This window comes from Pseudomonas argentinensis (assembly GCF_001839655.2).
Taxonomy (GTDB): domain Bacteria; phylum Pseudomonadota; class Gammaproteobacteria; order Pseudomonadales; family Pseudomonadaceae; genus Aquipseudomonas; species Aquipseudomonas argentinensis_B.
Genome location: NZ_CP056087.1, coordinates 2441683 through 2466335 on the forward strand (window position 1 = coordinate 2441683; position 24653 = coordinate 2466335).

The following is a 24653-nucleotide window of genomic DNA, read 5'->3' on the forward strand; positions in this document are numbered from 1 at the left end:
AAATAGTGGATGCACCTATGCTAGAAGTGATATTGGTCTGTTGTAAGATCCATTATCAGTGACTTTAATGGGGCCAATTCATGGCGTCTTCTGCACCGTTGCCGGTCGATCTTTCTGGGCTACGCCTGCAGCCAGGGGAGGGCTTGGCTCGCCAGCTCTATGGTGCGCTACGCGAACGCATCCTAGATGGTCGCTTGCCCGGCGGCACCCGCTTGCCCGCCAGCCGGCAATTGGCCGAGCGCCTGAACATCTCGCGCAATACCGTGAACCGTGCCCTGGACCAGCTCTACGCGGAAGGCTACGTGCAGGGGCGGGTCGGCGACGGTACCTATGTGGCCGACATCGCAGCGGTGGCGCAGCCGGCAGTCGTCGAAGCGCCAGGGGTGGTGGCGAATGCGCCGATGCAGCTATTGGAAGCGAATTGCCTGCCTGCGCCATTGCCGGGGCCGCCGCGGGCATTTCGGGTCGGCGTGCCGGCCTTCGATCTGTTTCCGTTCGAGACCTGGGCGCGTCTGTCGGCCAGGTTCTGGCGCAAGCCGTCGCCAGCGCGGCTGGGTTATGGCGACCCAGCGGGGGACCCTCAGCTGCGCGAACTGATCGCCGCCTACCTGCGCAGCAGCCGCGGCTTGCAGTGCGATCCCTCGCAGATCGTGGTCACCTGCGGCGCGCAGCAGGCAATCAGCCTGTGCGCGCAGTTGCTGATTGAGCCTGGTGATACCGTGGCCATCGAAGATCCGGGTTACCGAGCCGCCGCCCATGCCTTCAGAGTCGCCGGGGCGCGCTTGCGTGGTATCGCCATCGACGCCGATGGCATGGATGTCGCGGCGCTGGAGCGGGGTGAGGAGTGCCGGCTGGCCTACGTTACGCCGTCGCACCAGTACCCGACTGGGGTGACGCTTTCGTTGCCCAGGCGCCTGGCCCTGCTCGACTGGGCCGAGCGCAACGGTGCCTGGATCATCGAGGACGACTACGACGGCGAGTACCGCTACAGCGGCACGCCGCTGGCACCGCTTGCCGCGTTGGGCCGTTGCCAGCGCGTGCTGTACGTCGGCACCTTCGGCAAGATCGCCTTCCCGGCGCTGCGCCTTGGCTATCTGGTGCTGCCGCCACGGCTCGCGCAGAACTTCGCCCGACGCCGGGCGGTGGATATGCGCCATTCCGAAATCGGTACCCAGGTTGTGATGGCCGAATTTATCGCTGCCGGGCATTTTCAGCGGCATATCCGCCGTATGCGCAATGCCGCTCGCGCTCGCCGCGATGCGCTGTTGGCAGGCTGGCCAGCCGATGTACCCGGCTGTGCACCACTGCCCGAGGTGCATGCCGGCCTGCACCTGAGCGTGCGCTGCGAGAGCCTGGCCCGCGAGCGTGAACTGATCGCGGCGGCGGCAGCCGTTGGCGTCGAGATCAACCCGCTCAGCGTGCAATGGCTGCCGGAGGGCGACACACCGGCGGACCAGCGCGCCGGGCTGGTGATGGGCTTTGCGGCAGTGCCGGAACAGGCCATCTTTGAGGCGCTGCAGGCCCTGCGCAGGGCGTGGAAGTCGCCAGGTTGAATTCAGATCTGCCGCTGCTTGGGCTTCCGATCTTCATTGTAAGCCGACCTTCGGAGCAACGATGGAGCGCACGAACCACGGCGCAGCAGGGCGGGGGCGCCTAGCCCGGATGATGGGGTGCGCTTTCTTTTGCTTACTTTTCTTTGCGCACTTCAAAGAAAAGTGAGTCGCCCGAGGGGGCGAAACAGGAAGTTTCTGCACACGCCGCAGCGGCGTCCAAACACTAATTTGCCAGTGCGGCGGCAAGACTGACTTTTCCGAGATGCCGCGAAGAGCCAATTTCCTGGCCATCTCACGTACTCCGCCGGGCGTTGATCCCAGCCTAGCGCGCTGTGGCAAGTGACCCTTGGCCGGGATCAAGGTCGATCCCGGTCAAATGCCCGGTCGTCAGGCGGGGCGCGGCTCTTCGCTGTTTTCCTGGCCGGCGTTCTGGCGCAGCTTCTTGGCGCGTTTTTCCAACACCAGGTAGACCACGCAGGCCACCGCCAGCGGCAGCAGGAAGTAGATCGCCCGGTAGCCGATCAGCGCGGCGACGATGCTGCCCTTGGACATCTCGTGCTGCAGCATGGCGATGAATACCGCCTCGATCACCCCCAGGCCGGCCGGGATGTGGGTGATCACCCCGGCGATACTGCTGATCATCAGGATGCCGAGAATGGTCGGGTAGAAGGCGTCCTCGGGCAGCAGCAGGTAGATGATCAGCGCCATCAGCGACCAGTTCAGGGCGCCCAGGCCGGCCTGCAGCAAAGCCATGGGCAGCGACGGCAGGTTCAGTTCGTGGCCGCGGATCGTCCAGCTGCGACGCCTGGAGAACTGGCAGGCCAGCAGGTAGCCGATGCCGACGGCGAGCAGCGCCACGCCGATGATGCGCAGCCCCGTGGCGCCTATCGCCCAGCCCTCGGGCAGCTTCAGCAGGCCGAAGGTGAACAGCACGCCGGCCAGCAGGATATAGCCGAGCCAGTTGGTGATCAGGCTCATGCTCAGCACCCGGGTGATGGTCGAGACCTTCAGGCCCAGGCGCGAATACAGGCGATAGCGCAGCGCCACGCCGCCCACCCAGGAACTAAGGTTGAGGGTGAAGGCGTAGCACACGAAGGTCAGTGGCAGCACCTGCCGGGTGGGCAGGCCGTGCTGGGTATAGGCGCGGCCGATCAGGTCGAAACTCGAATACACGCCGTAGCTCAACGCTGCCACGCCGATCGCGGCGAGCAGGGTGCCGGTGCTGTAGCTGCGCAGCGCCTGGCTGACCTCCTGCCAGTCGAGGTTCTTGACCAGCATGAACAGCAGCACCGGTACTAGGATGAAGAAGCACAGGGTCAGCAGGCGCTTGGCCCAGCGCCAGGCCGGTTTGCCCTGTTTGTCGTCGGCTTTGCTCACGAGACTTTCTCCTGGTCGACCTGCAAGGTGCCGCACTGCGGCGCTTCAACATCGGGTTTGAGCAGCTTGAGCCGCGGTGAGTGGGCCGGGAACCAGCCGGCGATGGCCGGGAAGTGGCGCAGGAAGTGAAAGCACAGGAAGATCAGCGGCGCGCGCCACCAATAGCCGCGCATCACCCGCTTGAGCGGCACCGACTTGCAGCTCGATGCGGCCAGCTCGGACAGGTGCTCATATAGCCGGCGATTGAGCGCCGGGTCGCGGATGATCACGTTGGCTTCCAGGTTCAGGGACAGGCTCAGCGGGTCGAGGTTGCTCGAGCCCACGGTGCACCACTCGTGGTCGGCCAGGGCGACCTTGCCGTGCAGGGGCCGCTGGCAGTACTCGTAGATGGTCACGCCGTCGCGCAGCAGGTAGTTGTAGGTCAGCCGCGAGCACAGGCGCACCAGCGGCATGTCGGGCATGCCCTGGAGGATCAGCGTCACCTTGACGCCACGGCGAGCAGCGTTGCGCAGTTCGCGCAGCAGGCGATAGCCGGGGAAGAAGTAGGCGTTGGCGACGATCAGCCGGTGCTGGGCCTTGCGAATGGCATCCAGGTAGTGCTGTTCGATGGTGTTGGTGTCGTCGCCGTTGTCGCGGATGGTCATCAGCAGGCGGCTGTTGCCTGCATGCCGGTGCTGGCCCGGCTGGTTGACCCGGCGCTTGGCCACCTCGCGGTCGTCGCGGGCCTCGAGCAGGCGCTCGGCGGCGGTGTGCACATCGGCGACGATCGGGCCGCGCACGCGCACGGCGTAGTCCTGCTTGGCCATCGGGCCGTAGTCGCCGAGGTGGTCGGCGCCGAAGTTGATGCCGCCGATATAGGCGACCTCGCTGTCGATCACCACGATCTTGCGATGCAGGCGGCGGAACAGGTTGGTGCGCATGCCGAGCAGGCGCTTGCCGGGGTCGAACATGTGCACCCGTACACCGGCGGCGGTCAACGCGGCGATGTACTCGAGGGACAAATCCGCGGTGCCGTAGCCGTCCACGGTGATCTCCACGCTGGCGCCATTGCGGGCCGCGGCGATCAGCGCCTGCTGCAGCTCCATGCCGACCTTGTCTTCGAAGATGATGAAGGTTTCCAGCAGCACTTCCTGCCGCGCGTTGCGGATGGATTCGAACACCGCGGGGTAGAACTCCTCGCCGTTGATCAGCAAATCGACCTGGTTGCCATCACGCCAATCGTACTTCATAGCCGTATCTCCACAGCTAACGGTGCATGATCCGACAGGTGCGACCAGGGGCGGGTCGAGAGCACCTGGGGGTTGTGAGTGGTCGCGTTGCGTACATAGATGCGATCCAGGCACAGCAGCGGCCAGCGCGCCGGAAAGCTCCTGGCCGGCTTGCCGTGCTCGCTGACGAACGCCTCCTTCAGGCCGCTGGCAGCCAGCAGACCGTCGGCGCGCTGGCGCCAGTCGTTGAAATCCCCGGCGACGATCACCGGGGCATCGGGCGGCAGGCGGTCGATGACCTTGCAGAGCAGGCCGAGCTGCTGCTTGCGGTGCACCTCACGCAGGCCCAGGTGGACGCAGATGGCGTGTACCTCGGCGTGGCCCGGCACGTCGAGCACCGAGTGCAGCAGGCCGCGTTGCTCCTGGGTGCCGATCGACACGTCCAGGTTCTCGTGGCGCAGGATCGGGAACTTGGAGAGCAAGGCGTTGCCATGATCGCCATGGGGGTAAACGGCGTTGCGCCCGTAGGCGAACTGCGGCCACATGCTGTCGGCGAGAAATTCGTACTGCGGCGTCGGCGGCCAGTCCTCGTAGCGTTTGGCATGGTGCTCGTGGGTGCCGTGCACCTCTTGCAGGAACACCATGTCGGCCGACAGCGTACGCACCGCGTCGCGCAGCTCCGGAAGAATGAAGCGCCGGTTCAGGGCGGTGAAACCCTTATGGGTGTTGACGGTGAGAATCTTCAGCGTATGCACCGCGCTGGCCAGCTCCGTGGGTGCCGGTTGGTGGGTGGTCATGGGGTCACTCCTGGCGACCGGCCGGGGGCGTTGGGCAATTCCCTGGCCAGGTCGAACTTCTGTAAGAGCGCGTGAGCGTCGTAGGGCGCACGTACCTTGAGATCATTGTCGAAATAGCAATACACGTCGCGCGAGGCTCGGGCGCGTGGCTTGTGGCTGTCGATCAGCCTGGCATCACCGGGCTGCTGGCCGCGGCTCCAGGTGGCGATGCGCTGGTGCCAGTGGTCGATCGCCTCTTCGTCGTAGCCGCTTTCGTAGAGCTTCTTGTTGCCATGCAGGCGCAGGTACACGAAATCACTGGTCAGGTCTTCGGCATACGGCCACTTGTTGGCACTGTCGGCGAACACCAGGGCCACCTTGTGCTTGCGCAGCAGCTTGATGAAGGCCGGGTCGCGAAAGCTGTCGTGGCGAATTTCCACGGCATGGCGCAGTTTCTGGTGGTGGGGCGCCTCCAGGCTGCCGTCCTGGAGACGATCAGCGTGCTTGGCGCTGCGCAGGGCCTGTTCGGTGTCCTGTGGCAGCAGGGCGAGGAAGTCGGCGAAGCGCTGCTCGTCGAAGGCCATGCTCGGCGGAAATTGCCAGAGGATCGGCCCTAGCTTGGCACCCAGCTGCAGCGGGCCGGAGGCGAAGAAATTGGCAATGGGCGTGGCCACGTCGTCGAGGCGGCGGATATGGGTGATGTAGCGCGGCGCCTTGACTGCGAAACAGAAGCCCTCGGGCGTTTCGCCCGCCCAGCCGGCATAGCGCTCGGGCGTCTGCAGGGCGTAGAAGGAGCCATTGATCTCGATGCTGCTGACTGCTCGCGAGGCGAATGCCAACTCCTCGCGCTGCTTCAGCCCTTCGGGGTAGAAGTCGCCGCGCCAGGGCGCGTAGCGCCAGCCGGAAATACCGATATGAATACGCTTCACCGCAGCCTACCTGCAGCCGGCGGGCCAACGCGCAGATGCGGATGTGCTTGCCGGCTCATCGGTCAGTGCGCGCCGGTAACGCGGCGCAGCAGCTCGGCGCTGGCCCGCGGGTCGTCGCTCAGGGCCAGGTTGCCCAGCGACACCACGCCCACCAGGCGCTTGTCGCGGTTGAGCACCGGCAGGCGGCGCAGCTGGTTGTCGCCCATGTTGCGGGCCACCTCGCGCACGTCTTCATCCTCGAAGCAGTAGCGGATCTCGCCGCTCATCACCTCGGATATCGGCGTTTCGCCCGGCATGCCGGTGGCCACGGCGCGCACGGTAATGTCGCGGTCGGTGATCATGCCGACCAGGCGGTCGTCCTGATTGACGAGCAGGGCGCCGCAATCGATGCGCGCCATCATGGCGGCCGCTTCGTGGATGGTCTGGCTGGGCGTGATGGTCTGCACGCCCCGGGTCATGATATCGCTGACTTTCATGCTGTCCTCCTGGCGATGGTCGCGCTGGTTCAGCGAGCGGCCCGGGCGCGACAAGCGCGCGGGCGTCGTTAAATTTCCGACTGGATGGGCCAGGAGGCGGTTCAAGGTTTTTACCGCGGGCGGCGGGTCGAGGCCCTGTCGATCCTAGAGCAGGGGCGCAGGGAGTTGCCGAATTCAACGCGGGCGCGGCAATCCAGGTGTGCACTGGTGTACGCCCGAGACAGTGCGCTTCAGGCGATACGCTCGCCGGCGTGTCGGTAGGCCGCGGCGCTGAACCACAGATTGGCGCCGTGCACGTGCCGCTGCCCGCCACGATGCTGATAGGCGCTCAGGTAGCGGCTTTGCACACCGTCATCGAGCTCACCCACGCGGCGAGCTCCAGGGGCCCAGACCATGTCGGCCCGCGGTTCGCGCTGGTGTAGGGACGGGAATGACGGCTCCGATCAAACAGGCGGTTCCATACCGCCATCCGGTGCCAGGCCCTCGCGCTGCGCCACGGAGGTGGCCTCGGTGCCCCACACCTCGAGCAGCAGGTCGGCATCTTCATGGCGCAACAGGCGCGGTAGGCCCAGGCGTTCATGCAGACGCCGGTGAACCTGATCGCCGTTCAACGGGCAGTCGGCGATCGGCCAGCGCCAATGGCAGGCGAGCAGGTTGCCGCCGGTGTTGAGGGCGGCCCTGGCAGAGTCGATCAAACGATCCAGATCCTGCTCGTCGAGGTAGCAGCACAGCTCGCTGAGCACGATCAGGTCGAAGCGCCCGGCCGGCCATTGCGTCGGCAGGCGGGTCTGGATCAGGCGTACGTTGCTGCGGTGCGCCAGGCGATTGCGCGCCAACTCCAGGGCAATGGCCGAGGTGTCGCTGCACAGCAGACGAGTGCAGCGCTCGGCCAGACGGGCGCTGAGTTCGCCATTGGCGCAGCCTGGCTCGAAGATGCTGCCGTAGTGGCTGCGTGGCAGGGCGGCGAGGGTCAGGTTGCGCTTGCGCTGCTCGTACCAGCGCTCGCGAAACGTCCAGGGATCTTCGCTGCCCCTGTAGAGTTTCTCGAAATAATTGTCGGCGACGCTCATAGGAACACCACCTCGAACGGCTGCTGCAGGCGTTCCACTGCCGTGCTGGACAGCACCGGCGCGTGACCGCTGTCAGGGTCGTCATAAAGCTGGCTGGCAAAGGCCTGGATGGCATGACGCTTGCGCGCCTGCATCCATTTGTCGAGCTGCAGCTTGCGGGCCCGCTCCCAGGGAATACGCGGATCCTCCGGGCTCGCCCAGTGCCAGGTCCAGATGGGAATCTCGTGGGCACGGGCGCCGCATTCCAGGGCTGCGGTCAGGGCGGCGCGGCCAACCGCCTCGTTGTCTGCATGGCCATCTTCGCGCCAGGTGGCGAACACCACGTCGCTGGGCTGCAGGTAGGTCTTCAGAAAGTCACGCAGCTGCGCCTCGGCAGCGGCAACACCGGCATCAGGAAAGCCACCGTGTACCCATTGCACCTGGTTGGGACGTAGGCCAAGGCGCTTGAGGGCATCGGCGCTTTCCTGGGGGCGCACGATACTCAGGCGTTGCGGTGTCCAGTAGCACGAGCCTGGGTGGCTGGCGGCACCGTCTGTAACCGAGATCAGCAGGATCTGCCGCTGTGCCTGGGCCAGCAGCTGCAGCAGGCCGCCGCTGCCGAGGATCTCGTCGTCCGGGTGCGGGGCGATGATCACCGCACGGCAGCCTTCGGGCACCAGCTGCGTGCACTGGATATCGGCCACCTGGGCCAGGCGCCGCGAGGCTTTCCAGGCTTGCGGCGAGGTGCCCTGGCCCTGGATCGGGTTGGTGTTCATAGCACCCAACTTCCTTGTAGGTCCTGTGCGGCGACCGTGGCCAGCGCCTGCCAAGGTTGCAGGGGCTGGCCACCGCCGGGCGGGGGTAATGGGGCGAGGCCCTCGTTGCACAACCGTCGCAGGCTGCGCACCAGGGCCTCGGGGTGATGCAGGGTGGGGCGCGGCCACTCGTCGAGCAGGGCGCCAAGGCGCCCCAGCAGACGAGTACCGCTCCCGGTCATGCCACGTTTTCCTTCTGCAACTCGAACAGCACCAGCGAGCGGTGGGTGACGATGAACTCGTCACCGAACTGGAAGACTTCGTCGTCTTCCGGCTCATCGACACGGTTGGTATCGAGCATGCAAGTCCAGTGACTGCCCTGGGCCACTTCCGGCAGGCGGAAATTGACCACGTCATGGTGCGAGTTGACCACCAGCAGCAAGGTCGCATCGGCACCGCTGCGGCGGATGCCGGTGGGCTGGGCGCGGCCATCGAGCAGCATGCCCATGCAACGCGCATGGGGGTCGTGCCAGTTGTCCTCGCTCATCTCCTCGCCGTTGGGCGCCAGCCAGGTGACGTCCTTGACGCCCAGTTCCTCGTTGTAGGCACCGACGAAGAAACGGCCACGGCGCAGGATCGGATAGTTCATGCGCAGCTTGATCACCCGGGTGACGAACGCCTGCAACTGCTTGCCACGCTCGCCCAGATCCCAGTTGATCCAGCCGATTTCGCTGTCCTGGCAGTAGGCGTTGTTGTTGCCGTGCTGGGTACGCGCGAACTCGTCACCGGCCACCAGCATCGGCGTGCCCTGGGCGAGCACCAGGGTGGCCATGAAGTTGCGCATCTGGCGGAAGCGCAGGTCGTTGATGGCCTCGTCTTCGGTCGGGCCTTCGACGCCGTGGTTCCAGGACATGTTGTTGCTGCTGCCGTCCTGGTTGTTCTCGTCGTTGTCCTCGTTGTGCTTGTCGTTGTAGGAGACCAGGTCATTGAGGGTGAAACCGTCGTGGGCGGTGATGAAGTTCACCGACGAGAACGGCCGACGACCACGCTGGTTGTACAGATCCCCCGAGGCGGTCAGGCGGCTGGCCAGTTCGGCCAGCTGGCCTTCGTCGCCTTTCCAGAAGCTGCGCACGTTGTCGCGGAACTTGTCGTTCCACTCCGCCCAGCCCGGCGGGAAGCCGCCCACCTGGTAGCCGCCGGGGCCGCAGTCCCAGGGTTCGGCGATCAGCTTGACCTTGCTCAGCACCGGGTCCTGGCGGCAGGCGACCAGGAAGCTGTGGCGCTCGTCGTAGCCGTCGTGGTGGCGGGCGAGAATGGTCGCCAGGTCGAAGCGGAAGCCATCCACGCCCATCTCGGTGGCCCAGTAGCGCAGCGAGTCGGTGACCATCTGCAGCACGCAGGGGTGGCTCAGATCCAGGGTGTTGCCGGTGCCCGAGTCGTTGATGTAATAGCGTTTGTCATCGGGCATCAGCCGGTAGTAGCTGGCGTTATCGATGCCGCGCATCGACAGGGTCGGGCCCAGCTCGTTGCCTTCGGCGGTGTGGTTGTAGACCACGTCGAGAATCAGCTCGAGGCCGGCGTCGTGCAGGTGCGCGGCCATCTCCTTGAATTCGTTGATATGGCCGCTGGCCAGGTAGCGCGGGTGCGGGGCGAAGAAACCTATGCTGTTGTAGCCCCAGTAGTTGTTCATGCCCTTTTCCAGCAGGTGCTGGTCGTTGACGAAGGCATGGATGGGCAGCAATTCCACCGACGAGACGCCAAGCTTGCGGATGTGCTTGATCACGTCGGCGTTCATCAGCCCGGCGAAGGTGCCGCGCTTGTCCTCGGCCACCGACGGATGGCGCATGGTCAGGCCGCGCAGGTGGGCTTCGTAGAACACCGTCTTGTCCCAGTCGACGCGGTGGCTGCGGTGCTTGCCCCAGGTATAGGCCGGGTCGATGACCTTGCACTTGGGCACGAAGGGCGCGCTGTCACGCTCGTCGAAGCTGAGGTCGCCATCGGGATGGCCGATCTCGTAGCCGAACAGCGCTTCGGACCATTTCAGCTCGCCGACCAGTTGCTTGGCATAAGGGTCGATCAGCAGCTTGTTGGGGTTGAAGCGGTGACCGGCTTCCGGCTCGTAAGGGCCGTACACCCGGTAACCGTAGATCAGCCCCGGGTGTGCATCGGGCAGATAGCCATGCCAGATCTCGTCGGTGTACTCCGGCAATTCGATGCGCTCGATCTCTTCCAGACCATCGGGATCGAAAATGCACAGCTCGACCTTGGTGGCATGAGCCGAGAAGAGCGCGAAGTTGACGCCCAAACCATCCCAGGTCGACCCCAACGGAAAGGGTTGACCTTCGGTTATACGCGAGCGTGGTTGACTCATTCTGGGAGGCTCCTGATATCAGGCCTTGGGCTTCTTGGCGGCAGGCTTGGCGATGGTGCTGGATTTGGCCTTGGCGGGTGCCTTGGCAGGTTTGAGCAGGGCAGGTTTCTCGGCTTCGGCCTTGGGCGCTGACTTGCTGGTGCGGGATTTGATCGGTGCGGCAGTGGCTACCTCACCCGCGGCGGCCTTGGGCTTGCTCGCGCGCTTGGGCGCGGCCTTGCCGGGCGTCTGCTCGGCTTCGACCAGCTTGGTGGCCATTTCCCAGTGGCGTTTGGCCTGGCCATGGGGTTTCCCTTCGGATTCCCAGATCTGATAGGCGAACTCACGGATACGGTCTTCTTTTGCGCTCATGGGTATGACTCCTGAGAGTGGCTAGGGGCGATCAGCAAATTGACGGGGGTGTCGCGCAGCACATCGCGTAGTGCGAGGTGACCGCTGGGGGCGAGTGGGGCAGCGGAAGCGAAGGCGCTGTGCAAGGCCTTGTCGGCCAGCACGGCAGGCAGGGCGATACGGGTGTCGCCCCATTGGTCGGCGGCGATCAGCGGCGTCTGGCTGTCGCCCAGCAGCGCAGCGCTCAGGCGCGGCGCCACCACGAGGGCGTACTGGTCACCCAGGCTGCGCAGGAAGGCGACGACCCGGTCGGCGTGCTTGCCCTGCACCTCGAGCGGCTGGTAGTCGCCCTCGGCGAACAGTTGCGCGTGGTGGGCACGTGCCTGCAGGGTGGCGGCGATCAGCGCCTGCTTCACCTGGCCGTCATGCCAGTGCCCGAGGGCCTCGGCGAGAGATTGGCCATCAGCCAGGGCTTGCCGGCGAGTGGCGAAATCCACCGGGCGGCGGTTGTCCGGGTCGACCAGGGAGAAGTCCCAGAACTCGCAACCCTGATACAGATCCGGCACGCCCGGCACGCTCATGCGCAGCAGGCTCTGGGTCAGGCTGTTGAGCGCGCCAGCGGGGGCGATCTCGGCGGCGGCGTCACGTATCTGGGTGCGCAATTCGGCGCCCTGATCACTGCCGAGCAACGCCTGCAGGTAGTTTCTGCACGCCTCTTCGTAGCGCTGGTTTGGATTGCTCCATGTGCTGCGCAGCTTGGCTTCGCGCACGGCCTTCTCCTGCCAGGCGCTCAGGCGTTCGGTCAGCGTTTGCAGGCCTTCGGCATCGTCAGCCGACAGATCCAGCGGCCAGCAGGCGAGCAGGATCTGCAGCAGCATCAGCTCGTCACCCGGCGAGGGCGCCTGGCCGTCCTCCAGTTCGGCGCGCAGCGGCGCGGCCATCTCGCGCCAGCGCTGGCAGCGCTCTGCGAACCACTCGGCGCGCTCGCTGAGCACGGCCAGGCGCGCGCGAGTGTCTTCGCCGCGCTTGTGGTCGTGGGTGGCGGTGGTCAGCAGGTTGGCGGGGAAATGCCGTGCCCGCTCCAGGCAGCCCTCATGGAACGCCTGGAGCGGCGCGCTGAACTGCTGTGGGTCGAAGCCCACGTCGTTGCGCGACAGCAACACGGCACTGCGGTAGCAGGCGGTGTCTTCCACGGCCTTGGCAGCGGCCGGGGAGGTAAGCTGCTGGAAGCGTTCGATCATCTTCGCCCGGCGCTTGCGTTGCGGGCTGGGCGGCAATTCGGACAGCGCCTGGCCACCTAGCCAGCGGTCGAGGTGCTCGAGCAGCGGCCAGTCACCCTCGGCGAGCGTGCTGCGGGCGCCTTCCAGGGCCTGTTCGAACACCGCCTGGTCAGTGGCACTGCGCCCGGCAGCCGACACATAGGTGCGGTACACCGAGAAATGCACGATCAGCTCCAGCAGGGCGCGGCGAATGGCCCCCAGGGTCAGGTCGCGGGTGGCGATATCGTCGCGGGCGATCAGCAGCAGCCCCTGGGCCAGGGCTTCCAGGTCGCCGGCCAGGGCGGTGGTCAGCACCAGCTGACGTGCTTCGCGGACCTCGGCCATGAAGTCGGCGTCACGGCCACTGGTTTCGCTCCACAGCTGGGCCAGCACCGGCTCGCCCTTGGGCGCATGCTGCAGCAGCGACACCTGGTTCATGAACTCGTAGCCGGTGGTGCCATCGACGCCCCAGTCGCGGGGCAGCTGTTCGCCTTCGCCAAGGATCTTCTCGACGTAGATCGGAAAGCGGCCGCCCTGCAGGTTGGCCGGGCGCTTGGGCAGCAGCCGCTCGACGCGGCGGCGCAGTTTGCGGCAGTAGGCGCGCGGGTTGGCCAGGCCATCGACATGGTCGATACGCAGGCCATCGACCAGGCCGGTTTCGATCAGTTCGAAGATCTTGGCGTGGGTCGCTTCGAACACCTCGTGGCGCTCGACCTTGAGGCCGCCCAGTTCGTTGATGTCGAAGAAGCGCCGCCAGTTGATGTCATCCGCCGCGGTACGCCAGCTGGCCAGGCGGTAGTGCTGGCGTTCGAGCAGTTGATGCAGGGCCTCGAAGTTCTGCCCGTCGGCGGGGCGCAGGCTGGCCAGCGCACGCTCGACGCCGTCCCCGGCCTTGCTCGCCAGGGCCACCAGTTCGCGAAACAGCACGCGGGCCTGACGCTGTCCCTCGGCGCTGTCGTCCAGCGCCGCGAAGCGCTGGCCCAGGGCCTGCAGCTCGGGGTGGCCGCTGTGCCGCAGCACGTCGCCATAGGTCGGCGGGTTGAGCGGGAAGCGGTGGTCATAATGCTTGGCATACAGCAGGCCACGCTGGGCGTCGAAGTGCAGCTCGATCTCGCCAGCGGCCAGCACCTCGCCATAGTCGCTGCGCAGGAAGGGCACCAGCAGTTGACCGCGCAGCAGCGGATCATGGGATTGCCAGTGGATGTCGAAAAACTTCGCATGGGCGCTGCTGGCGCCCCATTCCAGCACGTCCAGCCACCAGGGGTTGGCGTCGCCGCCCACCGCCATGTGGTTGGAGACGATATCCAGAATCAGCCCCATGTCCTTGCCGCGCAGGGCGGTGACCAGGCGCTGCAGAGCCGCTTCGCCGCCGAGTTCCGGGTTGACGCGGGTCGGGTCGACCACGTCGTAGCCGTGCATGGACCCCGGCCGCGCGGTGAGCAGCGGCGAGGCGTAGATATGGCTGATGCCCAGGCGCGCGAAATAATCGACCAGGGGCACGGCATCGTCGAGGGTGAAGCCCTTGTGAAACTGCAGGCGGACGCTGGCGCGCAACTCAGTCATGGCCAAGGCCCTCGGCCAGGTTGCGGGCCCACTGCAGGCGTTGCAGGCGATGAGCGACCTGCGGTGCGTCGAGCATGCTGGCTGCCTCGATGGCCCAGCGGCGGCGCCAGTTCGGGTGTTCGTCGCCTGGGCCTGGCAGGTTGGGCTGCTCGCTGGCAGCCATGGCGTCTTCCAGGGGCAGCAGCACCAGCGGTGCCGGCGTGCTGCCGATGAAGGCGATGCTGGCGTCCAGCTGCTGGTCATCGTCCATCTGGTCGGCGGTGGCGTGGCCATGCTCGTGCAAGGCCTGATGCAATGCTCGGGTTTCTTGGGCGCGCAATTGGTGATCCTGATTGGTGTAGTCGTCGCTGCGGTGGCCCGCAGCCTGGCGCCAATGAATGTCGCGGGAGGCGAGCCAGCCGCGAATGCTCGGCAAATCATGGGTGGTGGTGGTGGCCAGGGCATCGCGTGGCCAGTCGGCCGGGGCGTGGAAGCGGCCATTGCTCTGCTCGAACAGCAGTACGCGCATGCCGAGAATGTTGCGCGCCGCCAGCTCTTCGCGCAGGCCGTCGGGTACCGTGCCCAGGTCTTCGCCGATGATCAGCGCACGGTGGCGCTCGGCTTCCAGGCACAGCAGGCGCAGCAGATCCTGGGACGGGTAGTTGAGGTAAGCCCCGGCGGACGAGTCCTGGCCCTCGGGTATCACCCACAGGCGGCGCATGGTCATCACGTGATCGATGCGCATGCCGCCGGCGTGGGCCAGGTTGGCGCGCAGCATTTCGATGTAGGCGCGAAAGCCGTTCTCCTGCAGGCCCCGGGGCGAGAACGCCGAGACGCCCCAGTTCTGCCCCGAGCGGTTGAGGATGTCCGGCGGCGCGCCGACGCTGACCGACTGCAGCAGTTCGGCCTGCCGGCCCCAGGCCTGGCTGCCGGACGCATCGGCGCCCACCGCCAGGTCGGCGATCAGGCCGACCGCCATACCGGCATCGCGGGCGGCGTTTTGGGCACCGTGCAGGCAGCGGGCGATCAGCCACTGGGCGAAGGCGTGGAATTCGATTTCGTGCCCATGACCTTCGCAGAACTGCTCGACCGCCTCGCTGGCCGGGTCGCGGTACTGCTCTGGCCAGGCGCGCCAGTCCACCGGCAGGCCGTTGAGATCCATGAAGCCGCGCAGGGCCTCGAAACGGCAGTGCTGGCGCAGGGCGTCGCCGCCGGCCTGGCGGAAGGCTTGGAAATCGGCCTGCAGCGGGTGAAGGCTGGCGGCGAAATCGGCATGCAGCTGACGCAGGATCTGCATCCGTGCACGGGCCACGCCCGGCCAGTCGATCAGCTCCAGGCTTTCCAGGCGCGCCAGCTCCTCGCCCAGGCCGCAGGTGCGGATCGCCTGCTGCACGGCTGCTTCACCGAGCACGCTGGCCGGGGCGGCATGCAGCACGTTGAAGAACAGGCGGCTGGACGGCGAGTAGGGACTGTAGGTGTGCAGGTTGGCGCTGAACATGGCGTGCATCGGGCTGATCGCCACGGCATCGGCGCCACGGGCAGCCGCGCTGCGCACCAGGGATTCCAGGGCCTGGGTATCGCCCAGGCCGCCATCGCCCGGGCGGCGCAACGAATACAGCTGGGCGCTGAGGCCCCAGATCTTGGCATCCGCACGGCCCGCCAGCTCGGCAACGCTCGGCCCGGCAGCGGGCGCCACGGCCAGGGTCACTTCGCCGCCGGCGATGCGCAGTTGGTGATAGCCGGTGGTGGCGATGACCGGCAGGCGGCCACTGTCGTCCAGCCGGCCCTCCAGGCGCTCACCACCTTCGAGCTGAATCTCGAACGGGGTGCCCGGCGGGAAGTAGCGGGTCAGATCCAGAGCCTGCTGCTGGTCGAGGGTGACCAGCGGGCCAAGGGCCAGGTTGTCATGGCGGTGCTGCAGCCGCGCCAGGCTGGCTTCGATCTGTTGGTCGTCCGCGGCCGGATAACCGAGGGCCTCGAGCAGGCGGCGCTGGTGCTCGGGTTTGACCGATTGCGCATTGCCGTCGGCGTCGACCCAGTCGATGCTCAGACCCGCGGCCTTGCTCAGTTCTGCCAGGCGTGCATCGCTCATGGCGCGCCCTCCAGCAGAACCCGCACGCTGTGCGCCGGCAGCTGATTGCCCTCGGCGCGATAGCTGAACAGGGGACGGGCGCCTTGCGGCACCTGGGCTTCGAGCGCCTCGCGCCCCAGGTTCAGGGCGATATGCAGCACCTGACCACCGCCAAGCTGCCAGCTGGCGGCGACCGCGGCTTCGCCCAGTACCCGGCTTTCCAGGGCCTGGCTACCGGGCAGACGCGGCACGATATGCTGGTGGCGCAGGCTCAGCAGCTCGCGATAGAAGGCTTGCCAGCTTTGCCCCTCTGCCGTGTCGCGACTGTGGTGATCGGGCTTCGAGGTGTCGAAGGTGCTGGCTTCGTTGGGCGCTGGAATGGCCTGGCCGGAAAACTTGGAGAAGTCCTTGAATTCGTTCTGACGGCCCTTGCGTACCGCCTCGCCGAGTTCATCGTTATGGGAGGTGAAGAACTGGAACGGCTGTTCGCTGCCCCATTCCTCGCCCATGAACAGCAGCGGAATCATCGGGCCGAGCAGCAGCAGGGCGGTGGCGCTCTTCAGCGCATCGTCATCGGCGAGGCTGCGCAGGCGTTCACCGACCGCGCGGTTGCCCACCTGGTCGTGGTTCTGCAGGAACAATACGAAGGCGCTGGGCGGCAGGTGGCCGCTGCTGCTGCCGCGAGCGGTTCCATGGCGGGTGGTTTCACCCTGGTAGATGAAGCCTTCGCGCAGGCAACGGGCCAGCTTGCCGGTGGCGTCCTCGGCGAAGTCGGCGTAATAGCCTTCGTGTTCACCGGTCAGCAGGTGGTGCAGCACATTGTGGCCGTCGTCGTTCCACTGGGCGACGAAGCCCTGTTGCAGCAGTTCGGCGTCGTTGTGCTCGTTTTCCAGCACTAAGTGCAGATGGCGCGCGGCGGGCATGGCGGCATGCAGCCGCTCGGCCAGTTCGAGCAGGAAGTCGCGTTCGCTGATGGCGTGCACGGCGTCGAAGCGCAGGCCGTCGACGCGGTAGTCCTGTACCCACATCAGGGCGTTGTCGAGGAAGTAGTCGCGTACCTGGCGGCGGCGGAAATCGATGGCCGGGCCCCAGGGCGTGTGCACGTCTTCGCGGAAGAAATCGCTGGCGTACCGGCCCAGGTAATTGCCGTCGGGGCCGAAGTGGTTGTACACCACGTCGATAAAGACCATCAGGCCCAGTTCGTGGGCGCGGTCGATGAGCCCACGCAGCTGGTCGGGGGTGCCGTAGGAGGAGTCCGGGGCGAAGGGCAATACGCCGTCGTAGCCCCAGTTGCGGCCGCCGGGGAATTCGCCCAGGGGCATCAGTTCGATGGCGGTGATGCCCAGGTCGGCAAGCTCCTGTAGCCGCGCTTCGACGCCCTGGTAGCCGCCGAGAGTACCGACATGCAGCTCGTAGAGCACCGTTTCCTGCCAGGGGCGACCCTGCCAGGCATTGCTGCGCCATTCATAGCGGTGCGGGTCGGCGACGCGGCTGGGGCCGTGCACGTCGTTCGCCTGCCAGCGCGAGGCAGGGTCGGGGACCCGCAGTTGCCCGTCGATCAGGTACTGGTAGTCGGTACCCGCCGCCACCGGCAGGCTGGCGGCAAACCAGCCATCCTCGTTGGCGGTCATTTCGTGCTGGGTGTCATCTTGCAACGTTACGGCGACGCGCTTGGCGTCTGGCGCCCACAATGAGAAGTGGGTGTGGCCGCTGTCATCCAGCCAGGCGCCGTGTCTCTGTTTTGTTTCAGGCATCAGACCAGTTTCCCACCCGATTTTTTTGCGGCCAGCAGCTTGCGATAGAGCGCGGCATAGGGCTCCACGGACTGCTTCCAGTACAGCGGTGCGGCCATCGCGTGGGCGCGCATGGCGTTGAGCAGCTCCGGGTTGCGGTGAATGGCCATGGCGCGACGCACTGCGGCCAGGTAGCTGGCAGTGCTCGGTTCGTCGAACAGGAAGCCGTTGACGCCGTCCTCGATGGTATCGGCCAGGCCACCGGTAGCACGGGCGATCGGCAGCGAGCCGAAACGTTGGGCGTACATCTGGCTGAGGCCGCAGGGCTCGAAGCGCGAGGGCATCAGCAGGAAATCGCTGCCGGCGAACATACAGCGCGCGTCCGCCTCGTTGAAGCCGACATTGGCGCCGACCTTGCCAGGGTGACGGCGGGCCAGTTCGCGAACGGCTTCCTCGAGGTGCTCCTCACCGCGGCCGATGATGGCGATGCGACCGCCCTCGGCGACGATGGTGTCGGCGATCTCCAGGGTCATGTCGATGCCTTTCTGCTGCACCAGGCGCGACACCACGACGAACAGCGGGCCGTCGCTCTGCTCCAGGCCGAACATCTGCTCGACGTGGCGGGTGTTTACACGCTTGCCTTCCCAGTCGTGGGCATCGAAGCCCTGCACCAGGTGCGGGTCGTTGACCGAATCCCAGCTGTCGTCGATGCCGTTGGGAATGCCGCTGAGCTGGTTGAGCCGCACCTTGAACTGCAGCATGCCTTCCAGGCCGCAGCCGAATTCGGGGGTGGTGATCTCGCGTGCGTAGTTGGCGCTCACCGTGGTGACGTGGTCGGAATACACCAGGCCGGCCTTGAGGAACGACAGGCGGCCATAGAACTCCATGCCCTGGTGGCCACAGGCCGAGGAGGGCAGGCCCAGCTCCGGGCTGCATTCGAGGCTGCACAGGCCCTGGTAGGCGAGGTTGTGGATGGTGAACACGGTGGGCGTCTGCAGGCCTCGCCAGCTCATGTAGGCCGGGGCCAGGGCGGCTGGCCAGTCGTTGGCGTGAACCACTTCCGGGCACCAGCTCAGGCAGGCGGTGCCGGCGGCGATTTCGGCGGCTGCCAGGCCCAGGCTGGCGAAGCGGATGTGATTGTCCTGCCAGTCGCGGCCATGGGCGTCGGCGTAGGGCGTGCCGTCACGGTCGAACAGCTCGGGGCAGATCAGCACGTAGACGATCAGCCCGTCCGGCAGAGTCATGCAACCGATGCGCGCGGGTGGCAGGGCGGCATGGCCCGGCACGCTGCCAACGTCACGAATCGCGTGACCGCTCTGCAGCACCTGGCGATAGCCTGGGATCAGCACCCGGACATCGTGATCAGCGTTCATCGCCCGCGGCAGCGACGCGGAGACGTCACCCAGGCCGCCTACCTTGATCAGGTCTGCCAGCTCGGGGCTGACGAAGAGAATCTTCTTCTTGACCGCGTGCAGATTGGCAATTGTGTTGTGTGGCTTGAGGGGTGTTTCTACTGAGACCGACTGGTCAAACCGTGTTGCTGCAACAGCGTTTCCCATACCATCCTCCGCTCGATTCTGTCCTTGACCCGTGATGTTTCGTTAGCTTGCGCGCCGACGGGAATATGCCGCCCTGTCTTTCCAGTTAATTGCCGTGCCGGGGCAGGAGGAAAAGCTGCTTGCTGGTGATTAATTCCCACGTAGTTGATGACCCAGCTCGCGAATAAGAAGTTTCGACTATTTTCGGTGCCACCACTGGCCAGTACGGAACTATTGGGAGGCAACAGGTTTTCGCTGCCATTGCGATTAAATAGCGGGGTTTCGACTGTGTTAGGCGGTTTGCGGGCCAGGTTCGCGCTGCCCTGGAAGGTCTCTGGGAGGGGCTTTTGGCTGTTCGTGTCGAAGCGAGGCGACGAGCGGTCATATTTGCCGCTGCTAACCCGGTTGTACAAAACCTGGACAACTCCTTTACGGCCAACAGCGCAAGTAAGCTGGCGCGAAGTTGCATTTATATTGATCGTTCGAACAACCTATCAAGTTCGGTGTTTTTATTGTTCTGCCTGCCGTTCGATATTTCATGACGACAGTAAAAATGCCACTACTGCCCAGGTACTTGCGGCAGCATTCGAAGGTAGCGGGAAGGCTTTCAGATAAGGGGTTTTGGTCCAGTTGGCCGGCTGCGGGGCAGGTCGTTTGCCCGCCGCTGAATCGAGCACGGTGTTGCAGATCGCGAACGGCCCGAGACTGACCGGCAGCGGCCGTGGGGTTCTGCTACTGTTGCCGCGCCTCAATCAAGCTGTTACGGCCATGAACCTCGACACCCGCATCAAGTTTCGCCACCTCACCTGCTTTCTCGAAATCGCCCGCCAGCGCAGCTTCGCCAAGGCCGCCGACGCCTTGGCCGTCAGCCAGCCGGCCATTTCCAAGACGCTCAAGGAGCTGGAAGCCATCCTTGACGCCTCGCTGTTCGAGCGCGGCAAGGCGGGCGTCAGCCTGACGTCGGCGGGGCTGGCCTTCATGCGCTACGCCGGCCCCTGCGTGCAGGCGCTGCGCGACGGCGTGAACAGCCTGCGCAGTGGCGAGCATGATGCCGGGCAGGTGCGCGTCGGCGTGCTGTCGACCGTGGAGAGCTTGTTGATTCCCGACGTGGTGCGGCGCCTGCACGAGCGCCATGGGGCCCTGGTGGTCAGCGTCGCCACCGGACCCAGCGCCTACCTGCTGGCGCAGCTGCGTGTCGGTGAGCTGGACCTGGTGGTCGGGCGCATGACCGACAGCCCCGACATCCAGGGTCTGACCTTCGAGCATCTGTACAACGAGTCGATGAGCCTGGTGGTGCGCCCGGAGCACCCGCTGCTGGCCCTGGGCGATGCCGGTCTCAGCCAGCTGGGCGACTACCCCGCGGTGCTGCCATTGGCCGGCACCACCATCCGCCGCTATGCCGACAGCTTGTTCGTGCAATGTGGCGTGCCCCAGCCGCGCCAGCGCCTGGAAACCCTGTCCCCGGCGCTCAGCCGCCGCTACGTGCAGCAGAGCGACGCCGTCTGGGTGGCACCGCTCGATGCCGTGCGCCTCGACCTGCAAAACGGCGATATGGCCGAGCTGGCCCTGGGTATCCGCGAGCCCGGCGGTTCCGTGGGCATCTGCAGCAACGCCACGCTGCCCCTGTCGCTGGCAGCGCAATGGTGCTGCGAGGCGTTACGGGAACTGGCCGGCGAGCGAGACGCCGCCCTGGGATCGTCTGCCTGAGTGCAAGTTCGGCGTTTGAACCGAACTCACGATGCCGCCTCGCTTTCCATTTCAATCCATGAGGCAGGTGTCGGTGCTCACACACAATCACCTGGCGATCAGGTTATCCGCCGCAGCTGGCAGGCGGCGCCGCTGACCGCCAGGTGCCGGATGCGGCGCGAGCAGCGCCGCACGTGCATTTCCCTGACGCCACGCTGCCCGGAGCAGGGCACCTGACGCCGCTGCAAGATGCCGGGTGATGAACTCGATCCTGAACCCGTTGAGCGAGTTATGCCTTGGCCAGGTCCTTGCCAGGAACGCATTTCTGCCATTTCTTCATAACCATCCGGTTATGACCAGATGGCTTATTTTCATTAGGCGGCTGGCGGCTGCTGGCCGATCATGGCCCGCAGAGCCTGCATCGGCGCAACCGCGCCAAATGACCGGTGACTCCACAATTTCAATAAACAGGAGCGTCCCATGTCCGAGGACAGCCGTTTCATCATCCGTGATCGCAATTGGCACCCCAAGGCCTTCACCCCCGATTACAAGACCTCCATCGGCCGTTCGCCGCGCCAGGCGCTGGTGAGCATTGCGCAATCGATTTCGGAAACCACCGGGCCGGATTTCACCCGCCTGAAGATGGGCCCGCACGACAACGATCTGCTGCTCAATTTCAACAACGGCGGCCTGCCCATCGGTGAGCGCATTCTGGTGTGCGGGCGGGTGATGGATCAGTACGGCAAGCCGATTCCGCACACCTTCGTGGAGATGTGGCAGGCCAACGCCGGCGGCCGCTACCGTCACAAGAACGACCGCTACCTGGCACCGCTGGACCCGAACTTCGGCGGCGTCGGCCGCACCCTGACCGACAGCGAGGGCAACTACAGCTTCCGCACCGTCAAACCGGGCCCGTACCCCTGGCGCAACGGCCCCAATGACTGGCGCCCGGCGCATATCCATTTCTCCATCAGTGGCCCGTCGATCGCCACCAAACTGATCACCCAGCTGTATTTCGAAGGGGATCCGCTGATCCCGCTGTGCCCGATCGTCCAGTCGATCGCCAACCCGGACGCGGTACAGACGCTGATCGCCAAGCTCGACATGAGCATGGCCAACCCCATGGACTGCCTGGCCTACCGCTTCGACATCGTGCTGCGCGGCCAGCGCAAGACCCACTTCGAGAATTGCTGAGGAGCCCGCCATGCCCGTCGAACTCTTGCCCGAAACCGCTTCGCAAACCGCCGGCCCCTACGTGCATATTGGCCTGGCCCTGGCCGCTGCCGGCAACCCGACCCGTGACCAGGAGATCTGGAACCAGATGGCCAAGCCCGGTGCGCCGGGCGAGCACATCACCCTGATCGGCCACGTCTACGACGGCAACGGCCATCTGGTGCGCGATGCCTTCCTGGAACTCTGGCAGGCCGACCACCAGGGCCGTTACGACACCGAGTACGACCTCGACAAAGCCTTCAATGGCTTCGGCCGTACCGCCACCACCTTCGATGCCGGCAGCGAGTGGACGGTGCAGACGGTCAAGCCCGGTGTGGTCAACAACGCCGCCGGGGCGCCGATGGCGCCGCACATCAACGTGGCGCTGTTCGCCCGTGGCATCAACATCCACCTGCATACGCGTTTGTATTTCGAGGACGAAGCCGAGGCCAACGGCAAGGACCCGGTGCTGAACCTGATCGAGCAGCCGTCGCGCCGCGAGACCCTGATCGCCAGGCGCTGCGAGGTTGACGGCAAGCCGGCCTACCGATTTGATATCCGCATTCAGGGGGACGGCGAAACGGTGTTTTTTGATTTCTGACAGTGCACTGGATGCGCCCGCCGAGCAGATCGACGCGCGCATCCACCAGGGTTTCACCGCGGCGCTCGAAGCCCGTGGCTTTCGCGCCGACAGCCAGCAACAGCAGGCAATCGATACCCTCGGGCAGTGGCTGCAGGGCTGGTGCAGGGGGCGCCGTGGCTGGCTGCGCAAGCCGGCGGCCGGCGTGTACCTGTGGGGTGGCGTGGGGCGCGGCAAGAGCTTCGTGATGGACGCCTTCTTCGCTGCGGCGCCGTTCGCCGCCAAGCGCCGCGTGCATTTCCACGCCTTTCTGCAGGAGCTGCAACAGCGCATGCAGGCGTTCGCCGGCCAGCCGGATCCGCTGGTGTTGACGATCCGTGCATTGGCCCAGGACATCCGCCTGCTGTGCTTCGACGAATTCCATGTGCATGACATCGGTGATGCCATGCTCTTGCGTCGCTTGCTCGACGTGCTGGTCGAGGAGGGCGTCGGCCTGGTGATGACCTCCAACTATCCGCCCGCCGGGCTGTGCCCCAATCCGCTATACCGCGAGCGCTTCACCCCGGCCATCGAGATGCTCGAGAAGCGTTTCACGGTGCTGGCCCTGGATGCCGGCACCGACTACCGCGAATTGCCCGGCAACGCCCAGCAGTGGGGCGAATACCTGTGGCCGCAGTCGGCGGGTGGCCAGGCTTATCTGCAGCGCTGGCTGGCGCTGGATGACCAGGCGCAGCGCGATCAGGTCCTGACCGTCAACCACCACCCGCTGCAGGTGCGGGCCCTGGCGCCCGGTCGCGCCTGGCTGGAGTTCGCCGAGCTGTGCGGCAACGCCCACTCCACGGCGGATTTTCTCTGGCTGCTGCAGCGCTATCCGCGCCTGGCGCTGACCGGGGTGCCGAGCCTGGATTCGCAACCCACCGATGCCTGCCAGCGCTTCATCAACCTGGTGGATATCGCCTACGATGCCGGCGCCACGCTGCTGCTGTGCAGCGAATTCGATCTCGAGCGCCTGTGCCGCGGCTCCGCCCATCAGGATTTCGTGCGAACCCGCAGCCGCCTCGGTCAATTGCACAGGCGCGAACTGGCCGCCATCTAAGGCGCTGGCCAAGAGGCCCGTGCCGTCTGCCACAAGGAATGCTGAACCCGTGCTGCAAATCCTCCAGATCACCGCGCCGATTTTCCTGCTGATTGGCCTGGGCTACCTCGCGGCCATGGGCGGCCTGCTCAACCGCGAGCAGGTGCGGGGTATCGGCGCCTTTGTGATCACCTTCGCCATGCCGGCCCTGCTGATCAGGACCCTGGGCACATCGCCGATCCAGCAGACCCTGGTGCCCGGCTACCTGATGGCCTATGCGTTCGGCTCCCTGGCGGCTTTCACCCTGGCCTTCGGCGTGTCGCGCTGGGTGCGCGGCGACAACCTGTCGGGCTCGGCCATCAATGCCATGGGCATGTCGGTTTCCAACAGCGGTTTCGTCGGTTACCCACTGGTGGCGGCCGCCATCGGCTCACCGGCGGTGCTGGGCATGGCCATGGGCATGCTGGTCGAGAACCTGCTGATGATTCCCCTGGCGCTGGTACTGGCCGAGGCGGGCAAGCAGCAGGGCGGCGGCGGCCTGAAGGTGCTGGGTATGACCTTCGGGCGGCTGCTGAAGAACCCGGTGATCGTCGGCATCATCATCGGCCTGGGCGTGTCGTTGCTGGGCATCGAGATTCCGCCGCTGCTGTTCAAACCCATCGACATGCTCGCCGGGGTGTCGGCGCCTTTGGCGCTGTTCGTGATCGGCGCCGGCCTGTTCGGCATGAAGGCACGTGGCGTATGGCTCGATGCGGCGTGGATTTCCGGTGGCAAGCTGATCCTTCATCCATTGGCGGTGCTGGGCGCCTTCACGCTGGTGCCGGGTATCGACCCGGTGATGAAGGCGGTGGGCGTGCTGTTCGCCTGCTCGCCGATGATGAGCATCTTCCCGATCCTCGGCCAGCGCTTCGGCCTTGAGGACCGCTGCAGCGCGACCCTGCTGGTGGCGACGGTGCTGTCGTTCTTCACCATCAGCGTGGCGCTGGTGTTTATTGGCGCGGGGACGTCCTAAGCGGGGTTGTGGGAGCGGGCCATGCCCACGAATGCGTGCGTACGAACCAGCTGTAGAAAGGGGCGGGCTGCAAGGTGGCGGAAGCAGCCGCAAGCTGCAAGCTCCAAGCTACAGGTTAAAA

Annotated in this window: 22 protein-coding genes; 6 read left to right on the top strand and 16 right to left on the bottom strand. The window is 65.8% G+C overall.

Features of this window, described 5'->3' with window-relative positions; all coding sequences use genetic code 11:
* The first annotated feature begins 80 nt into the window (after positions 1-80).
* Complete coding sequence (locus SA190iCDA_RS10965) at positions 81-1553, top strand: PLP-dependent aminotransferase family protein (RefSeq protein ID WP_070887037.1); 1473 nt, start codon at positions 81-83, stop codon at positions 1551-1553.
* A gap of 387 nt (positions 1554-1940) precedes the next feature.
* Here SA190iCDA_RS10965 and SA190iCDA_RS10970 read toward each other — a convergent pair whose 3' ends face one another.
* The 16 genes from SA190iCDA_RS10970 to SA190iCDA_RS11045 all read right to left on the bottom strand — a co-directional run bounded on the left by SA190iCDA_RS10970 (position 1941) and on the right by SA190iCDA_RS11045 (position 19380).
* Complete coding sequence (locus SA190iCDA_RS10970; protein WP_070887036.1) at positions 1941-2930, bottom strand: lysylphosphatidylglycerol synthase domain-containing protein; 990 nt, start codon at positions 2928-2930, stop codon at positions 1941-1943.
* Positions 2927-4159, bottom strand: a complete 1233-nt coding sequence (gene clsB / locus SA190iCDA_RS10975; protein WP_070887035.1) for a cardiolipin synthase ClsB — start codon at positions 4157-4159, stop codon at positions 2927-2929. The genes SA190iCDA_RS10970 and clsB overlap by 4 nt, the downstream gene beginning before the upstream one ends.
* Positions 4156-4935, bottom strand: coding sequence for an endonuclease/exonuclease/phosphatase family protein (locus SA190iCDA_RS10980; protein ID WP_070887034.1), 780 nt, complete (start codon positions 4933-4935; stop codon positions 4156-4158). Before SA190iCDA_RS10980 ends, clsB begins: the two co-directional genes overlap by 4 nt.
* Positions 4932-5843, bottom strand: a complete 912-nt coding sequence (locus tag SA190iCDA_RS10985) for a DUF72 domain-containing protein (protein ID WP_070887033.1) — start codon at positions 5841-5843, stop codon at positions 4932-4934. Before SA190iCDA_RS10985 ends, SA190iCDA_RS10980 begins: the two co-directional genes overlap by 4 nt.
* 62 nt (positions 5844-5905) lie before the next feature.
* The gene (locus SA190iCDA_RS10990; protein ID WP_070887110.1) at positions 5906-6319 is read right to left on the bottom strand and encodes a CBS domain-containing protein; all 414 of its coding nucleotides are present in this window, start codon (positions 6317-6319) and stop codon (positions 5906-5908) included.
* A 230-nt stretch (positions 6320-6549) separates the two neighbouring features.
* The gene (locus SA190iCDA_RS10995) at positions 6550-6687 is read right to left on the bottom strand and encodes a hypothetical protein (RefSeq protein ID WP_205881607.1); all 138 of its coding nucleotides are present in this window, start codon (positions 6685-6687) and stop codon (positions 6550-6552) included.
* 75 nt (positions 6688-6762) lie between these two features.
* Entirely contained in the window at positions 6763-7389 is a 627-nt protein-coding gene (locus SA190iCDA_RS11000) for a class I SAM-dependent DNA methyltransferase (RefSeq protein ID WP_070887032.1), read from the bottom strand.
* Positions 7386-8144, bottom strand: a complete 759-nt coding sequence (locus SA190iCDA_RS11005) for a PIG-L deacetylase family protein (RefSeq protein ID WP_070887031.1) — start codon at positions 8142-8144, stop codon at positions 7386-7388. Before SA190iCDA_RS11005 ends, SA190iCDA_RS11000 begins: the two co-directional genes overlap by 4 nt.
* Entirely contained in the window at positions 8141-8365 is a 225-nt protein-coding gene (locus tag SA190iCDA_RS11010) for a hypothetical protein (protein ID WP_070887030.1), read from the bottom strand. The genes SA190iCDA_RS11005 and SA190iCDA_RS11010 overlap by 4 nt, the downstream gene beginning before the upstream one ends.
* Positions 8362-10494: a glycogen debranching protein GlgX gene (glgX, locus tag SA190iCDA_RS11015; protein WP_070887029.1), complete on the bottom strand. Its 2133-nt coding sequence runs from the start codon at positions 10492-10494 to the stop codon at positions 8362-8364. Before glgX ends, SA190iCDA_RS11010 begins: the two co-directional genes overlap by 4 nt.
* Positions 10495-10512: 18 nt before the next feature.
* Positions 10513-10845 carry a DUF2934 domain-containing protein gene (locus SA190iCDA_RS11020; RefSeq protein ID WP_070887028.1) on the bottom strand — a complete coding sequence of 111 codons (333 nt, stop codon included), beginning with the start codon at positions 10843-10845 and terminating at the stop codon, positions 10513-10515.
* Positions 10842-13646: a malto-oligosyltrehalose synthase gene (locus tag SA190iCDA_RS11025; RefSeq protein ID WP_070887027.1), complete on the bottom strand. Its 2805-nt coding sequence runs from the start codon at positions 13644-13646 to the stop codon at positions 10842-10844. Before SA190iCDA_RS11025 ends, SA190iCDA_RS11020 begins: the two co-directional genes overlap by 4 nt.
* On the bottom strand, positions 13639-15717 hold the full coding sequence (malQ, locus tag SA190iCDA_RS11030) for a 4-alpha-glucanotransferase (protein WP_070887026.1): 2079 nt from the start codon (positions 15715-15717) through the stop codon (positions 13639-13641). The genes SA190iCDA_RS11025 and malQ overlap by 8 nt, the downstream gene beginning before the upstream one ends.
* Positions 15714-17450, bottom strand: a complete 1737-nt coding sequence (gene treZ / locus SA190iCDA_RS11035) for a malto-oligosyltrehalose trehalohydrolase (RefSeq protein ID WP_070887025.1) — start codon at positions 17448-17450, stop codon at positions 15714-15716. Before treZ ends, malQ begins: the two co-directional genes overlap by 4 nt.
* Entirely contained in the window at positions 17450-18988 is a 1539-nt protein-coding gene (gene glgA, locus SA190iCDA_RS11040) for a glycogen synthase GlgA (RefSeq protein WP_070887024.1), read from the bottom strand. The genes treZ and glgA overlap by 1 nt, the downstream gene beginning before the upstream one ends.
* Positions 18940-19380, bottom strand: a complete 441-nt coding sequence (locus SA190iCDA_RS11045) for a hypothetical protein (RefSeq protein ID WP_139159537.1) — start codon at positions 19378-19380, stop codon at positions 18940-18942. The genes glgA and SA190iCDA_RS11045 overlap by 49 nt, the downstream gene beginning before the upstream one ends.
* 355 nt (positions 19381-19735) lie before the next feature.
* Here SA190iCDA_RS11045 and pcaQ point away from each other — a divergent pair, with 355 nt between their 5' ends.
* The 5 genes from pcaQ to SA190iCDA_RS11070 all read left to right on the top strand — a co-directional run bounded on the left by pcaQ (position 19736) and on the right by SA190iCDA_RS11070 (position 24532).
* Positions 19736-20674: a pca operon transcription factor PcaQ gene (gene pcaQ, locus SA190iCDA_RS11050; protein ID WP_070887109.1), complete on the top strand. Its 939-nt coding sequence runs from the start codon at positions 19736-19738 to the stop codon at positions 20672-20674.
* Between the two features lie 459 nt (positions 20675-21133).
* Entirely contained in the window at positions 21134-21847 is a 714-nt protein-coding gene (pcaH, locus tag SA190iCDA_RS11055) for a protocatechuate 3,4-dioxygenase subunit beta (protein WP_070887023.1), read from the top strand.
* 10 nt (positions 21848-21857) lie between these two features.
* Positions 21858-22466 (top strand): protocatechuate 3,4-dioxygenase subunit alpha, encoded by a 609-nt coding sequence (gene pcaG, locus SA190iCDA_RS11060; RefSeq protein ID WP_070887022.1) that lies wholly within the window; start codon positions 21858-21860, stop codon positions 22464-22466.
* Positions 22456-23541: a cell division protein ZapE gene (gene zapE, locus SA190iCDA_RS11065; RefSeq protein ID WP_070887021.1), complete on the top strand. Its 1086-nt coding sequence runs from the start codon at positions 22456-22458 to the stop codon at positions 23539-23541. Before pcaG ends, zapE begins: the two co-directional genes overlap by 11 nt.
* Before the next feature lie 49 nt (positions 23542-23590).
* Positions 23591-24532, top strand: a complete 942-nt coding sequence (locus SA190iCDA_RS11070) for an AEC family transporter (RefSeq protein ID WP_070887020.1) — start codon at positions 23591-23593, stop codon at positions 24530-24532.
* The last annotated feature ends 121 nt before the right edge of the window (positions 24533-24653 follow it).

Coding starts and splice junctions, on each gene's coding strand:
- SA190iCDA_RS10965 (WP_070887037.1), top strand. CDS start 81: ATGGCGTCTTCTGCACCGTTGCCGGTCGATCTTTCTGGGCTACGCCTG.
- clsB (WP_070887035.1), bottom strand. CDS start 4,159: ATGAAGTACGATTGGCGTGATGGCAACCAGGTCGATTTGCTGATCAAC.
- SA190iCDA_RS10980 (WP_070887034.1), bottom strand. CDS start 4,935: ATGACCACCCACCAACCGGCACCCACGGAGCTGGCCAGCGCGGTGCAT.
- SA190iCDA_RS10990 (WP_070887110.1), bottom strand. CDS start 6,319: ATGAAAGTCAGCGATATCATGACCCGGGGCGTGCAGACCATCACGCCC.
- SA190iCDA_RS11000 (WP_070887032.1), bottom strand. CDS start 7,389: ATGAGCGTCGCCGACAATTATTTCGAGAAACTCTACAGGGGCAGCGAA.
- SA190iCDA_RS11005 (WP_070887031.1), bottom strand. CDS start 8,144: ATGAACACCAACCCGATCCAGGGCCAGGGCACCTCGCCGCAAGCCTGG.
- SA190iCDA_RS11010 (WP_070887030.1), bottom strand. CDS start 8,365: ATGACCGGGAGCGGTACTCGTCTGCTGGGGCGCCTTGGCGCCCTGCTC.
- glgX (WP_070887029.1), bottom strand. CDS start 10,494: ATGAGTCAACCACGCTCGCGTATAACCGAAGGTCAACCCTTTCCGTTG.
- SA190iCDA_RS11020 (WP_070887028.1), bottom strand. CDS start 10,845: ATGAGCGCAAAAGAAGACCGTATCCGTGAGTTCGCCTATCAGATCTGG.
- SA190iCDA_RS11025 (WP_070887027.1), bottom strand. CDS start 13,646: ATGACTGAGTTGCGCGCCAGCGTCCGCCTGCAGTTTCACAAGGGCTTC.
- malQ (WP_070887026.1), bottom strand. CDS start 15,717: ATGAGCGATGCACGCCTGGCAGAACTGAGCAAGGCCGCGGGTCTGAGC.
- treZ (WP_070887025.1), bottom strand. CDS start 17,450: ATGCCTGAAACAAAACAGAGACACGGCGCCTGGCTGGATGACAGCGGC.
- glgA (WP_070887024.1), bottom strand. CDS start 18,988: ATGGGAAACGCTGTTGCAGCAACACGGTTTGACCAGTCGGTCTCAGTA.
- pcaQ (WP_070887109.1), top strand. CDS start 19,736: ATGAACCTCGACACCCGCATCAAGTTTCGCCACCTCACCTGCTTTCTC.
- pcaH (WP_070887023.1), top strand. CDS start 21,134: ATGTCCGAGGACAGCCGTTTCATCATCCGTGATCGCAATTGGCACCCC.
- pcaG (WP_070887022.1), top strand. CDS start 21,858: ATGCCCGTCGAACTCTTGCCCGAAACCGCTTCGCAAACCGCCGGCCCC.